The organism is Novosphingobium sp. HII-3 (assembly GCF_002916655.1).
GTDB lineage: Bacteria > Pseudomonadota > Alphaproteobacteria > Sphingomonadales > Sphingomonadaceae > Novosphingobium > Novosphingobium panipatense.
Genome location: NZ_PPSM01000088.1, coordinates 16,583 through 29,707, shown reverse-complemented (window position 1 = coordinate 29,707; position 13,125 = coordinate 16,583). Strand labels below are relative to the sequence as shown.

At 63.4% G+C, this 13,125-nt stretch carries 11 protein-coding genes; 8 read left to right on the top strand and 3 right to left on the bottom strand.

Translation table 11 applies throughout. The features are described 5' to 3' along the window. Positions 1 to 418 precede the first annotated feature (418 nt). The 8 genes from C2R25_RS19705 to C2R25_RS19670 all read left to right on the top strand — a co-directional run bounded on the left by C2R25_RS19705 (position 419) and on the right by C2R25_RS19670 (position 9,724). Entirely contained in the window at positions 419 to 1,765 is a 1,347-nt protein-coding gene (locus tag C2R25_RS19705) for a UDP-glucose/GDP-mannose dehydrogenase family protein (RefSeq protein ID WP_103730816.1), read from the top strand. Between the two features lie 147 nt (positions 1,766 to 1,912). Continuing rightward, positions 1,913 to 2,947 carry a sulfotransferase gene (locus tag C2R25_RS19700; RefSeq protein WP_103730815.1) on the top strand — a complete coding sequence of 345 codons (1,035 nt, stop codon included), beginning with the start codon at positions 1,913 to 1,915 and terminating at the stop codon, positions 2,945 to 2,947. Positions 2,948 to 3,133: 186 nt separating this feature from the next. Further along, the gene (locus tag C2R25_RS19695; RefSeq protein ID WP_103730814.1) at positions 3,134 to 4,597 is read left to right on the top strand and encodes an aspartate aminotransferase family protein; all 1,464 of its coding nucleotides are present in this window, start codon (positions 3,134 to 3,136) and stop codon (positions 4,595 to 4,597) included. Continuing rightward, positions 4,597 to 6,168, top strand: coding sequence for a glycosyltransferase family 39 protein (locus C2R25_RS19690; protein WP_103730813.1), 1,572 nt, complete (start codon positions 4,597 to 4,599; stop codon positions 6,166 to 6,168). Before C2R25_RS19695 ends, C2R25_RS19690 begins: the two co-directional genes overlap by 1 nt. Next, entirely contained in the window at positions 6,165 to 7,196 is a 1,032-nt protein-coding gene (locus C2R25_RS19685) for a UbiA family prenyltransferase (RefSeq protein WP_199183883.1), read from the top strand. Before C2R25_RS19690 ends, C2R25_RS19685 begins: the two co-directional genes overlap by 4 nt. Then, a complete protein-coding gene (locus C2R25_RS19680) occupies positions 7,193 to 7,912 on the top strand; it encodes an HAD family hydrolase (protein ID WP_103730811.1) in 720 nt (239 codons plus the stop codon). The genes C2R25_RS19685 and C2R25_RS19680 overlap by 4 nt, the downstream gene beginning before the upstream one ends. Further along, complete coding sequence (locus C2R25_RS19675; RefSeq protein WP_103730810.1) at positions 7,896 to 8,267, top strand: hypothetical protein; 372 nt, start codon at positions 7,896 to 7,898, stop codon at positions 8,265 to 8,267. The genes C2R25_RS19680 and C2R25_RS19675 overlap by 17 nt, the downstream gene beginning before the upstream one ends. Continuing rightward, the gene (locus tag C2R25_RS19670; protein ID WP_103730809.1) at positions 8,264 to 9,724 is read left to right on the top strand and encodes a GMC family oxidoreductase N-terminal domain-containing protein; all 1,461 of its coding nucleotides are present in this window, start codon (positions 8,264 to 8,266) and stop codon (positions 9,722 to 9,724) included. Before C2R25_RS19675 ends, C2R25_RS19670 begins: the two co-directional genes overlap by 4 nt. Here the strand turns inward: C2R25_RS19670 and C2R25_RS19665 are convergent. From C2R25_RS19665 to C2R25_RS19655, 3 genes are read right to left on the bottom strand one after another with little or no spacing between them, the layout of a single operon-like run. After that, entirely contained in the window at positions 9,699 to 10,730 is a 1,032-nt protein-coding gene (locus tag C2R25_RS19665) for a lysylphosphatidylglycerol synthase transmembrane domain-containing protein (protein WP_158250726.1), read from the bottom strand. The two genes, C2R25_RS19670 and C2R25_RS19665, sit on opposite strands and share 26 nt — an antisense overlap. Continuing rightward, positions 10,727 to 11,362: a response regulator transcription factor gene (locus tag C2R25_RS19660; RefSeq protein ID WP_103730807.1), complete on the bottom strand. Its 636-nt coding sequence runs from the start codon at positions 11,360 to 11,362 to the stop codon at positions 10,727 to 10,729. Before C2R25_RS19660 ends, C2R25_RS19665 begins: the two co-directional genes overlap by 4 nt. Then, a complete protein-coding gene (locus C2R25_RS19655; RefSeq protein WP_103730806.1) occupies positions 11,359 to 13,029 on the bottom strand; it encodes a histidine kinase in 1,671 nt (556 codons plus the stop codon). Before C2R25_RS19655 ends, C2R25_RS19660 begins: the two co-directional genes overlap by 4 nt. Positions 13,030 to 13,125 lie beyond the last annotated feature (96 nt).

Sequence of the window (13,125 nt, the reverse complement as noted above, 5' to 3'; positions counted from 1 at the left end):
TCCCGGAATGACCAACAGGTCGAAGTAGGTAGGGCGACAACCTGCATCATAGTTTTTCGTACTTAAGAAACTCCGGTATTTCAGGGCACTACAGCTGCCGCCCTGCCGAGCGATGACCCCATTCCAGATGGATCGGCACGCCGTCTCGACGAACTCAAATGGAGTTGCCCTCGCTGGCCGCAAGGCGATTCTGCGCCGCCTCGAACGATTCGTTGGCAGGAGAGACCGGTCGTCCGGCAAGAACGGCGTAACGGGTCCCCATTGGTTGACCTCTAAAGGGACGATTGGCGGGGCTGCCCGGAGCTTTATCATCTCTGCTCGGAGGTGCTCGCGGTGTTGAGGACCGGCTCCCTCCTCATAATCCTCGGCCCCGTGGCGGAGGCTCTCCTTCAACACGGTTCAACCGGAGGTCAGACGAATGCGCATCGGAATAGTAGGGACAGGCTACGTCGGGCTCGTTTCGGGCGCTTGCCTTGCCGATTATGGCCACGAAGTCGTCTGCATCGATACCGATCAGGACAAGATCGCAAAGATCGGTCGAGGTATCATGCCGATCTTCGAGCCCGGTCTGGACACCCTCGTTGCCTCCAATGTCGCGGCGGGTCGCCTCTCCTTCGCCACGGATATCCGGCCGGCCCTCACCGACGTCTCCGCTGTGTTCATTGCGGTCGGTACGCCTAGCCGGCGGGGGGACGGTCACGCCGACCTGAGCTACGTCTATGCGGCGGCACGCGAAATCGCGGCGGAGATGAGCGGCCCCGGAGTCATCATCACCAAGTCCACCGTACCCGTCGGCACAGGCGATGAAATCGAGCGCATCGTTGCCGAAGTCGCGCCCGGCAAGAGCATCGCCGTTGCCTCGAACCCGGAATTCCTGCGGGAAGGCGCAGCGATAGAGGACTTCAAGCGCCCGGACCGTATCGTGATTGGATGCGAGGACGAACTTGCCGAATCCATCCTCACGGAAATCTACCGTCCGTTGTCTCTCAATCAGTCGGCGCCGGTGCTGGTGACGCGGCGGCGGGACGCGGAACTGATCAAGTATGCCGCCAACGCCTTCCTTGCCGTCAAGATAGCCTACATCAATGAAATAGCCGACTTGTGCGAAGCCGTGGGAGGCGATGTGCAACAGGTCGCAAAGGGCATCGGCTTCGATCAACGGATTGGTTCCAAGTTTCTGAACGCCGGCCCCGGCTACGGCGGCTCCTGCTTCCCGAAGGACACCCTTGCCCTTCTCAAGACGGCGGACGACTATCAGGCCCACCTGCGCATCGTCGAGGCGGCGGTGAAGGCCAACGACCTGAGGAAGCGGGCGATGGCCCGAAAGGTGATCGGCGCTCTGGGAGAAGCGCGAGGACGCACGGTCGCGTTGCTGGGCCTCACGTTCAAGCCGAACACGGACGACATGCGCGATGCTCCATCCCTGGCGATCGTGGCAGCCTTGCAGGACGCTGGCGTGAACGTGCGCGCCTACGACCCGGAAGGCATGGACCAGGCGCGGGCAATGCTGCCGGGCGTTGCGTTCTGCACGTCGGCCTACGAGGCCGCAGATGGCGCCGATGCTCTCGTCCTTGTGACGGAGTGGGATGAGTTCCGCGCGCTTGATCTCGACCGGATGACTCAGCTTCTGGCGCGCCCGCTGATGGTTGACCTGCGCAACATCTACAAGCCGGAAGAAGCTCGCAGAGCCGGTCTTTACCTGGTGGGCCTTGGCAAGCCGAACTCGGGCCCGGTACTCGTCGGTGGCAGCCGGGCAGTCGCGTGAGACAGGCGCAGCCTGCACTAAGGGATAGGCTTGGCTCATTGAGCCAAGCCTGATGGTCAGTTGACCCGGAGGCCTTTGTCACATCAGGTGGTTTAAACCTGGAACACACAGAGCGGCGTCCTCAATCACCGCCACCGAAAGACCGCCATGGAATCTCTATCAACGAGCGAGCCTGTCCGCCCGCTCATTCACATCGGCTTCCACAAGACCGCTTCCACCCTCCTGCAGCAGGCGCTGTTCGCCCGCCCAGACCTTGGGTTCGAGCGTCCGTACAACGATCGGAAGTTCATCCAGGCGGATTTCGTCCGTCGCGGGCCCTTCGACGGCGTTCCTATCGAACGACAGGTCGAATATCGCAGGGTCGCGCAGGAAGCGGCCGAGGCCGGACGTACGCTCGTCATCTCGCACGAGCGTCTGTCCGGCTATCCCGGGACCGGGGCCTTTGACGGGCCAATCATCGCACAGCGGCTGAAGGAAACTTTTCCGGACGCGCGCATCCTGGTGTTCGTTCGAGAACAGCTTGAACTGATTGCATCGTACTACCTTCAGTATATCACGGATGGCGGCGCCCTATCGTTCCGGCGGCTCGTCACGCGGATCCAGCCCGGGATGTATCGCAAGCCGCAGTTCGATCTCGACGTTTTCTCGTTCGTGAAGACGATCAACCACTATCGCTCCCTGTTCGGGTCCGACAATGTACTGGTGGTGCCTTACGAAGCCTTGCGGCGGGATGGCTGGCAACTGGCGCGAACCATAGCGGAGTACGCGGGCCAGGACCCCGCGGGCATACCCGCCAACATATTCGATAGCCGCGCCAATTCCGGCATGCCCCTGGTTATGCAGATGGTCCGGCGTCACCTGAATGGCTGGATCAATCGCAATCAGCTGTCCCTGCAGGCACCGATTTCTTTCGGTCCGTTCAATCGCTGGTATCAGCGCCTACGTCCGGCGTTTGAATTCACCCGCGCCTTGGAAGGACCTCTGCGGCGAAAGCTTGAGCGGGAGGTGCGAGACTGCGTCGGTAATCGCTATGTGCAGACAAACCGCGAGCTTCAGACCCTGACCCCTTATGACCTCCAGCTGTTCGGCTACCGGATGGCGGATGGCCCGGTCGGCTCGCCTGCAGGCGCGCAGCGGCTAGCCCGGCTTGATCGGACCGGGCGCCTGGTCCCGCTGCCATGACAGTCGGACGGCAGATACACCGTCTCTTCGATGACTTCGAGCATCCTGCCCGTTCGAGATCGCACGACTTCGCGACACACAGGAATTCAGGTGTATAAAGGTCTGTAGATACCTTCATCAGCCCCCTCCCGCTAGCATTTGAACAGCTGGTTGGAATAGAAGAAGGGGGTGCTGTCAGTGACAGCTTTGGGAAAGATCGTAGCGGCTCGGCGGGATCGCGAACAGGACCGCAAGCTTCTGACACTAGACGAAAGCCTTGCGCTCGATAACGCGACGGCCATGACGCTCTACGGAGCGCACCTCAACCGCTACATGCTGCAGGTCTTCGATGTTCTTGGACTCAAGGACATGGATGTAGCCAGTGCGCAGGGTTCGACGATCACCTTGCGCGATGGGCGTACGATCCTCGACTTTTCCGGGGGCTTCGGCGTGCTGGGCCTTGGCCATAACCATCCCCGCGTGCTCGCTGCGGAACGGCGGTGCCATGAAGAGCGAGTGCTCGACTGCATCAAGATTGCTCCGCACAAGTTGCAGGGGGCCCTGGCCTACAACATCTCCCGCTTCCTTCCCGAACCGCTCGACGTGTCGTTTCTGGCCGTTTCTGGCGCGGAAGCGAACGAAGCAGCGATGAAGCTTTGCGAACGCATTCAGACACCCAAGGGCAAGACCAAGTTCGTGTGCATGCAGGGGGCTTTTCACGGCAAGACGCATGGCCCGCTCTCCGTCACCACGGCAACGGACGTACAAAGCGGATTCATAATGGGCGTGCCCAAGGAAAACGTGATCCACTGCCGCTACGGCGACATTGATTCCATCCGCGAAGTCATCGCGCGGGAGAGCCGTGGCCGAAAAAACCCGATCATCGCCGTCATGGTCGAGACGCTTCGCGGTACATCCTGTGAATCGCCGCCGCCCGGTTACTTCGAAGAACTTGTGGACCTCTGCCGCAAGGCTGACATTCTGACGATCTTCGACGAAGTTAAGGTAGGAATGGGCCGAACGGGTCGGTTCTGTGCCTTTCAGTTCGAAGACGCGGTGCCGGATGTAGTCACGCTTGCCAAGACGCTGGGCGGCGGCAAACGTGAAGTCGGTGCGATGGTGACGTCACAGGCCTTGTTCGATCAGGCTTATGGCAGTACTCAGACCTGCAACCTGCACAGTTCCAGCTTCTCAGGGATGGGCGGCAGTTGCGCCGTCGCCATCGAGACGCTCAATGTCATCGACGAAGAGCATCTGATCGAGCGCGCGGCGCGAATTGGTCGGTATCTTCGCAGCGGCCTAGAAAAACTGCAGCAGAAGTACCCGCGTCGCATAGCCTCTCTTCGAGGAAAGGGTTGCTTTCAGGCAATCGAATTCGCGTTCGGGCAGGAGACGGCCGGCAGGTTCCTTGATGTTCGGCGCAACCCTCTGTTCGTTACCTGGGAGACGGTCCTGATCGGCGCACTGACCCGGGAACTGTTTGATCGGCACGGCATCCTCGTCCACTTTCAACCCGGAGCGCGGGACCTCATCCACCTCATGCCTCCATTCATCGTGGAGGAAACCGAAATCGACCGGCTTCTTGTCGCGCTCGACGACGTACTCGATCGCGGCATAGCCGATGCGACGGTGCGCTTCGTCATCAAGAATATAAAAAGGGTGGTGGGCTGATGGCTTATGCACTCACAGGATCCCCACGGTTCCTCCGGGCCTCGTACGGCGGCTCTTCTCTGGATATCAGCCTCTCCCGTTCGGCGCTTCTCGCAGCATCCCTCCTCCTCTTCGCGGCCAATACACGCCACGGACTTGCTATTCAGCCGGACTCCACTCGCTACATGGGGATCAGCCCGGTTCCCTACGATGCGCCGGTTTATCATTGGCTGCTTACAGGGGGCCTCAGCCTCGATATCTCCCTGAGCGCGGCAGCGACGGCAATCGCCCTGCTGACCCTCGTTTCTAACGTGCTTCTCATACACGGGCTCATCCTGCGCGGCAGCGGAGACTGGCGCGTGGCTGCGGTCGGGGCGGGATTAGCGACGTTCGCGCCCCAGTTCGTCGGCTTGCATGCCTCCGCCATGTCGGAAGCGCCCTTTCTCAGCTTCCTGCTTCTAAGCATCTGGTGCGCTCTCAGCTATCTGCAGAGCTTCCGGCGCACGGATCTCGTCCTCAGCGCGGTGCTGCTCGGCGTTGCCAGCCTGACGCGCTTCACAGCCCCCCCGCTCGGAGCCGCAATCGCGGCAGCCATACTCCTAGACAGGCGCCGCGCTCTCCCTGATCGTCTGAAGGACTGCCTGCTTCTTGCTCTCGTCAGTGGGGGGATTTTCTTCTCCTGGGTAGCCTGGAGCCAGATCAGTTCCGGTCGGTCGATCGGACGAGAGCTCGCGTTCTACGGGAACATGGGAGCAGCCGAATGGCGGGCGAGCCTCGATGCATTCCTGGCTTGGGTGCTGCCCGGACGCTTCGGCCTGACGCTGCGCCTGGCGCTGCTTCTGGTGGTTCTGGGCACGGCATTGATGCAGGTCCGACGCGAGGTCGACCACCATCTCGACCGGCAGTCGCTGCCGGAGGGGCAAGCCGGCAACAGGGCAGCTTTGACCATCATTGTGGGGGGCATGTTCGTCGGCTATCTCGGCTTCGTGCTTCTTTCCACCACGATAGAAGCGAACCTTACGTTCGACGGACGCTACGCGCTTCCCGCCTATCTCTTCCTTGTCATGCTGCTGTCCGTCCAGTTCACGCGGCTTGAGGAAGCGCCAAGTCTAAGGACGTTCCTCCTGGCTCTGGCGGTGGTGGTAGGCCTCTCGCACGGTGTGCGAACCGCTGCGCATACGCTGAAGACGGCGCGGGATGGCGGCGGCTACAACGCCGACATATGGCGCAATTCGGCGACCATCGCTGCTGTTCGCAAACTTCCCGCCGACGCGGTGCTCTATGCGAACGGTCCTGACGTGACCGCCCTGAAGACGGGGCGCAAGACCTTTCTCTCGCCCCAGACGAAGCAATACCGCACCGATCGCCCCGAGCCCGGAAACGAGCTGCCCGCCCAGCTTGCCCGCATACAGCTCCAGGCCAGGACGCGGCCAGTCTTCCTCGTCTTCTACGACCATCTCGACTGGCGGTTCTACCTGGCTTCGGAGCCCGAGCTGGTGCGCCTGCTCTCCCTGCCCCGTCCCGCCCGCTTTGACGATGGCCGCATCTACCAGGTGCCTGACGGCGCAGCCGCACAGCAGGCACAGCCATGACCCGCCTCACCCCGAGCCCGGAGAACGCCGCAATGCAACCGGCCCTGCAAGGAACAAAGCCTTCCGCCCGCCTTCTGGATTACCTGACGCTAGCGCGGTTCGACCATGCCACCAAGCATGTCTTCATCATACCGGGCCTCATCCTGGCCTACGCCCTGCGGGAGCCATCGCTTGCCGACGCCCCTCTGCGCATCGGCATCGGCGTCCTCTCCGCGATCGCCATCGCATCGGCTAATTACGTCATCAACGAATGGCTCGATCGGGAGAGCGACGCCCATCACCCGGTGAAGTACCGCCGCACGGCCGTGTCGCTGCAACTCGCGCCCGAGATCGTCTACCTTCAATACGCGATCTTCGCCGTCTTTGGCCTTCTTCTCGCGTCCGTGCTGGGCAGCGCATTCCTTGTGACCAGCGCCGCCTTCCTGCTGTCCGGCCTCGTCTACAACGTGCGGCCCGTCCGTTCGAAGGATCGACCGTTTCTGGACGTAATCTCGGAATCGGTGAACAATCCGATACGCCTGGGCCTGGGCTGGTTGATGATGGATCCCACCAGCCTCCCCCCCGCCAGCCTCATGCTGGCGTACTGGACCGGAGGCGCGTTCCTGATGGGCTCGAAGCGCCTGTCCGAATACCGCGACATCACCGCGGGTGCGGGAACGGAGGTGCTCCGCCGCTATCGCAAGTCATTCGCCGGTTACACGGCTGAAAGCCTGATCGTGAGCTGCCTTGTCTACGCGATGCTCTCCTCCTTCTTCCTCGCCGTGTTCCTGGTGAAGTACCGCATCGAATTTGTGCTGGCGCTCCCCTTCATTGCCATGCTGTTCGCCTGCTATCTGTGGCTTTCGATGCTGCCGCATTCCATCGCGCAACGCCCCGAACGCATGTTCCGGTCTCGCCGCCTGATGAGCACGCTTGGCCTCGCCCTGACGGTGCTCACCGCCCTGTCGTTCCTCGACATGCCGGGCCTCGATCAGCTGACCAACCGAAGCTTCACGCCGGTAGACATGCAGCGAAAGGCACACCCATGAGCGAGGTTGACTGGCAGGACATCCGTCTCACCATCTTCGACCTTGATGGCACCCTCTACGATCAGCCGCCTCTACGGCGTGCCATGGCCTGGAGCCTTCTTCGGGACGCAGTGCGCAAGCGCAGCCTCCGGACGATCCTTATTCTGCGCTGCTTCCGCAGAGTGCGCGAGCGTCTGGGCGAGCAGACCGCCGGCACCGGCTGCGGCAACTTCCTGCGCGAGCAGTACCTGGAGACGGCCGTCGCCTGCGGGATCGACGAAGGTGAAGTCCGGGCCTGCGTCGAGGAGTGGATGGAGCGGCGTCCTCTCGCGCTCCTGTCGCGCTACAAGGCCGCCGGGATCGATGACCTGTTCGCCGCAATACGCGCGACCGGGCGCGCGGTTGCCGTGTGGTCGGACTATCCCGTTGCGGCCAAACTCGCCGCATTGGGTCTTGAGGCTGATCACGCGATCTGGGCGGGTGACAGCGCCGTGGGGCGTCTGAAGCCGGACCCCAAAGGGTTGCGAATACTTCTTTCACGCGCCGGCGTGCCGGCGCGCGAGGCAATCGTCATCGGCGATCGCCGGGACCGGGACGTGGCACCTGCGATCACGGTTGGCGCCAAGGTGCTCCTGCGATCCTCCCGCCGCTTCCGTGCGCTTCCCTCGTTCTGGCGCTTCGACGAAGCGATCTTCTCCGGCCTTCACAAGGAGACAGGCCATGGTTCCGCGATTTGATCGCACGGTCTGCAGCCTCATCGACGTGCTCGTCGGTGAAGTGAACCCGGAAGCGGACCCATTCCAGCGGCGGGAAGTGGCGCACTACGTGCTGGCGACAGTCGCAGCGATGCCTGACCATTTCCGCCTCGGTTTCCGGATTCTCGGCATGATCTTCGAATTGGCGGCGATACCGCTTTGCGGGCATCGGTTCTCAAGCCTGTGGCCAGACGATCAGCGGGCTTATGTGGAGCGCTGGCGCCGCTCCCGCGTGAGCGTGCAGCGCGCCATGATCGCCTTCTACACCGCATTTGCGACCCATGGCCTCTATCAGTATGTCCGGACTGCCCGCAGCGGCCGGCCGCTGGCGACATGAGCCCCTTGAGGCCGAGGCGGACCGAGACGCTGATCATAGGATCCGGCCCAGGGGGCGCCGTGACAGGCGCCGTCCTCGCCGAGGCGGGCCGGGACGTCCTCATGCTCGAGGAAGGCGCCGATCTGGCGCTTGATGCGGCCGCGCCGTTTTCCTGCGATGAGATGCTGCTGAAATACCGCAACGCCGGGGTGAGCGTGGCCTTGGGCAACAGCAAGCTTGCGTGGGTGGAAGGCCGCTGCGTGGGTGGGGGAAGCGAGATCAACCGAGGCCTCTACCACCGCACGCCCGAATACATCCTGGAGGAGTGGACGCGGCGTTTTCAGGTTAAGGATCTGCAGCCCGCAGTGATGCGGCCGCATTTCGAAGCCTGCGAGACGGTCGCCCGAGTGGAGTACGCGCATCACCGGGCGCCTGAAATCTCCCGGCGCCTGCAATCGGGAGCCGAGGTGCACGGCTGGCATGCAGGGGAAGCCCCCCGGCTGTACACGTACTCGCCGGAAGAGGCTCTTCGCTCCTCCGCACCGCCCGGTGGCAAGCAATCCATGTCCGCCACGTTCGTGCCGCGCTTCCGCCAGGCCGGTGGGCAGCTCCTGTCCTCCACCCGCGTCCGACGCCTGCGCCGGGAGGGATCGTTCTGGATCGCCGAAACCGAGCAGCGGGGTGCCGATGGTGGCTGCCATCGTTCGGAGGTCAGGGCGGACCGCATCGTGGTCGCGTGCGGGGCCGTGCAAACGCCCGCCCTGCTCCGGCGCTCCGGGATGACGCGCAACATCGGCAACACGCTGCGGTTTCATCCGATGGTGAAGGTCGTCGCCGACTTTGGGGAGATGGTGAACCGCGCGGGCGACTATGACCCGGTCCACCAGATCCGGGAGTTCGAGCCCCAGATCGGAATGGGCTGTTCCATCAGCACGCCAGCGCAATTGGGGATGGCTCTGGCAGGCCAAAAGGATGCGTGGTCGCTCGTCAGAGAGCACTGGCAGAACATGGGCCTCTACTATGTACAGAGCAGCGGTGGCAGTGCCCGGGTCCGTAACGTGCGGGGCTTCGTTGATCCCATGGTGCGCGTACGGTTCGAAGAGGACGACCTTGCACTTCTGGCCGTGAACCTGGCCCGTCTCGCCACGGCTCTCTTCGCGGCGGGAGCGCGACGCATCTATCCGTGCATACCGGGCTATCCCGTGCTGGAATCCCGTGCAGACATTGCCTCCCTCCCCGCCAGGCTTCGGCCCGCAGACGGAAGTCTCACCTCCGTCCATGTCTTCTCGTCCTGCCCGATGGGAGAGGATGAGCGGGTCTGCGCCGTGAATTCGTTCGGAGCGATGTTCGGGACGGAGGGCCTGTACATCAACGACGCTTCGCTTCTCTGTACTCCCACCGGAGTCAATCCGCAGGGCACCGTGATGGCCGTCGCGCGTCGCAACGCCATCGCTATGCTGGAGCGGCGGAGCCGATAGCGTTCGTGCCCCTTCTGAACTCGGCTGGTCGGGTCAGGAGGAGCCAGGCGATCCCGAACAGGACCGTTGGCAACCACAGCAGAAGGTGCGCCAGAAGAACGACCGCTGCTGCCGCTTCAGCCGGGACTCCGAGGACCGCGAACGACAGTACGCCGGCAGCGTCGTAGGATCCGAAATGGCCGGGCAGCGCAGGAACCAGTGTCCCGAGGGTCGCGAGGCCGAAGGCCACCAGAGGCTTCAGCCCGTCCTCGATCGTCCCGCCGAGGCTCATCCAGGCTCCGACCATGACAAGGCTTTCGAGCAACCAGAGCGCGACGGATACCGCCAGCAGCGCCGCCATTCGCCTAAAGCCACCCAGTGCCTTCAGCGCCAGAGCCAGGGACCGGGCTGCATCGGCAAGGCGCTGCAGCCACGTACGCTTCGTACGGGCCGCCAGCACAGTGCAGATCCCACTCGTCGCGCGCGGTGCGAGCAACACGATCACGCTGGCTCCTGCGGCGACAGCAAGAACGCCGGCAAGGTCATGCGCAATGCTGGAGGGAAGGTCGCTCCGCGCGAGCCACACAGCGGCCCCGGCGACGACCAGGATCGCCGCCAGATCGAGCAGCCTCTCGACAATCATCGCTCCGATCACGGCGGCCCCCGGCAGGCCGAAGCGCGTGTAGAACCAGTGAATGCGAAACAGATCTCCGAGGCGAAACGGCAGTATGTCGCTTATGCCGAAGCTGGCGATGAAGGGGGCAACCGTCGGACGAAGCGCAATGCGTTTCGTCTCACCCGGCTCCAGCAGGTACCAGAAGCGCACGGCGCGCAGCACGAAATCCATCGCGTAGGCCAGCAGCGCGAGAAACAGAGGCGCCAGTGTCGCGCGAGCGAGCAACGCACTCACCTGGCCCAGGTCGATCGATGTCCAGAGCAGCACGAGGAAACCGGCGCCGAGGACCACTCCGGCTGCGGCCGGGAGGATCGTGCGCGTTCTGGACGCCCCTGCGGCGCGATCGTTCACTCCTGCTCGGCCTGATGCCGGACGAAAAGAGTCGCAAGCGTGGTGCGGCTCGAAATTCCCAGTTTCCGGTAGACGTGGTGGAGATGGATGCTGACAGTACCCTCGGTTGATCCCACGGCTGCGGCGATGGCCTTGTTGGAGTATCCCCGGCAGACAAGCTCGCTGATCTCCCGTTCGCGCGGCGTCAGCGTTGCCAGCGCCCGGCCCGGATCGTTTCCACGCTCCTGCCGGGCCCGCGCAACCATCTCTTCAGGCAACCATCGCTCACCTTTGCCCACCTCGCGAAGGCAATTGACGAGTGTTTCGGCAGCGAAATCCTTCAGCAGGAGGCCGCTGACGCCAAGGCTCAGCGCTTCGGCGACCTGACGGCCGGACATGGTGGCACTGAGGAATACAACGCGAACCGGCCAGCCCCGCTCCTGCACCGTTCGCAGGATGGCCATGCCGCCGAGATCAGGCATCATCAGGTCAAGCACGGCGATCTCCGGACGCAGATCACGGATCAGGCCAAGCGCCCGGACCCCGCTGCCGGTCACCCCGACCAGGTCTATGCCCGGCGTCGCGCCGAGAAGGTCCTCAAGGCCACGGAGCAGCAGGGGATGGTCGTCCGCCACGAGTACGCGCTGGTTCACGCCGCAAGCTCCTCGACAGGCACAACAAGACGCACCGCGAGCCCGGGGGCCTGGTCGGACAGCGACATGGCGCCGCCCAGATGATGCATCCGCGCGCGCAGCGACACGGATCCGGTACCGTCACATCGCGGGTCCAGCCCCGATCCGTCGTCCACCACCGTCAACTCGATTGCCCCGCCACGCATCCGGGCGCTCAGGTGGACGCTGGAGGCAGCGCCGTGACGGACCGCGTTGGACGTCGCTTCCGAGAGAAGCTGCATAAGGTCGTAGACGAGGCGGCGCGGAAGCAGCATGGAACCACCGCGCCAGTCGAAGCGCACCGCCACCTCCCACATTCGTGAAAGCTCGCCGGCATGAGCGCGCAGTTCCTCGGCCACCTCCACCCGTGTATCGACGGCGGTATCGCGATGGTCTTCGACGAACCGCCGGATGCGGCGTTGCTGCTCGAGCACAAGCTTCTCGATTTCCCGCAGCCTTTCGGCATCGGCGGGGGTGACGGCGCCCAGTGCATGAAGCCTGAGACTGGTGGCCGTCAGATCCTGGAGGACGCTGTCGTGGAGATCCTGCGCCAGGCGGTTGCGCTCGGCCGCCCGCACATCGTCCGAATGCCTTGCGATGAGGTCCAGCCGCTCCAGCTCGGCACCGATCCGCGTCGCGATGATCTCGCTCAGCGCGACAGCCTCCTCCCAACGGCAGTTCGGTTCGAGCAGCAGCACCGCCCCTCCCAGGCGCAAACCGGAAAAGCCGGCGGAGACCACGAATGAGGAAGACAGAACCTCCGGAAGCCCCAGTCGGGTGAGTGCGTGCGCCACTGCCTGCACCTCACCGTCCCGGAGCACTCTCGCGGTCGTGCAATCGTAGGCGCCCGAAATAGCGGCATCGATCTCCGCGCTGCTGAGTGCAGCGCTGAGTTCGCGCAGGTCCAAGTCCGGCGTCTGCCAGCTCGCTAGAAATGCCTGGTCGGTCTCGTGTTCATGCCAGACGACGATGATGTGCTTACTTCCGATCACACTGCCGGCGTGAAGGCACAGCTCCTTCAGCCACGTGCGGCGGCTTCCAAGGGCCGGCTCAAGCGGCCAGCGGGCAAGCCGAGTCAGCCTCTGCCGGCTGCTTTCGCGGTACGCGCCGAAATAGCCGAGCATGAGCGCCGCGAGCAGCAGGAAGGCAGAGCGAACAACCAGAAGGTTGACTTCGGATTCTCCGTCCAGAATGTCCGGAATGCCGATGGCATACAGCACGAGCTCCAGAAAGAACGCGCCCAGTATGGCGCCCCCCAGTCCCCAGCGCATCGTCATCGCCATCAGCGTGAACGGGAGAAACACGAAAAACGGACTGGTGAGCTCGTTCGTCAGCAGTGCCAGACAGCCGAAGATGACGGTATCGAACACATGGCTGAACAGATGCGCCGGACTGTCCACCCTTCGCCTGGACGGCGCCAGCAGCATCAGCGCCGAATAGCCGAGATAGAAGGTCAGAAGGTAATGGACTTCGGTGTGGTAGAGGTAAGGCTGCGTGGGATCCAGCCAGATCGCCAAAACCGCGAAGGCCACCGTCATGAACCGGCCGAAGCTGATCAGGCGGTTCGGGTCCGACGCCAGAAGAGTGCTTCGCGCCGTCTCCAGCTGTGACCATAACGAGCGGGGCTGGGCGAAGATCGGTCCCTTCAATGCACGTCTTCTTCGTCAGCCTGCGGCAGCCCGGATCCGCATCATCCGGAACTACCACAGGTCTGTCGAAGGTGCGGGTGCCCTAAAGTCTTACTT

Bases quoted from the DNA above. Each gene is read 5' to 3' on its own strand.
- C2R25_RS19705 (WP_103730816.1), top strand. From the start codon at position 419: ATGCGCATCGGAATAGTAGGGACAGGCTACGTCGGGCTCGTTTCGGGC.
- C2R25_RS19680 (WP_103730811.1), top strand. From the start codon at position 7,193: ATGAGCGAGGTTGACTGGCAGGACATCCGTCTCACCATCTTCGACCTT.
- C2R25_RS19690 (WP_103730813.1), top strand. From the start codon at position 4,597: ATGGCTTATGCACTCACAGGATCCCCACGGTTCCTCCGGGCCTCGTAC.
- C2R25_RS19685 (WP_199183883.1), top strand. From the start codon at position 6,165: ATGACCCGCCTCACCCCGAGCCCGGAGAACGCCGCAATGCAACCGGCC.
- C2R25_RS19670 (WP_103730809.1), top strand. From the start codon at position 8,264: ATGAGCCCCTTGAGGCCGAGGCGGACCGAGACGCTGATCATAGGATCC.
- C2R25_RS19700 (WP_103730815.1), top strand. From the start codon at position 1,913: ATGGAATCTCTATCAACGAGCGAGCCTGTCCGCCCGCTCATTCACATC.
- C2R25_RS19675 (WP_103730810.1), top strand. From the start codon at position 7,896: ATGGTTCCGCGATTTGATCGCACGGTCTGCAGCCTCATCGACGTGCTC.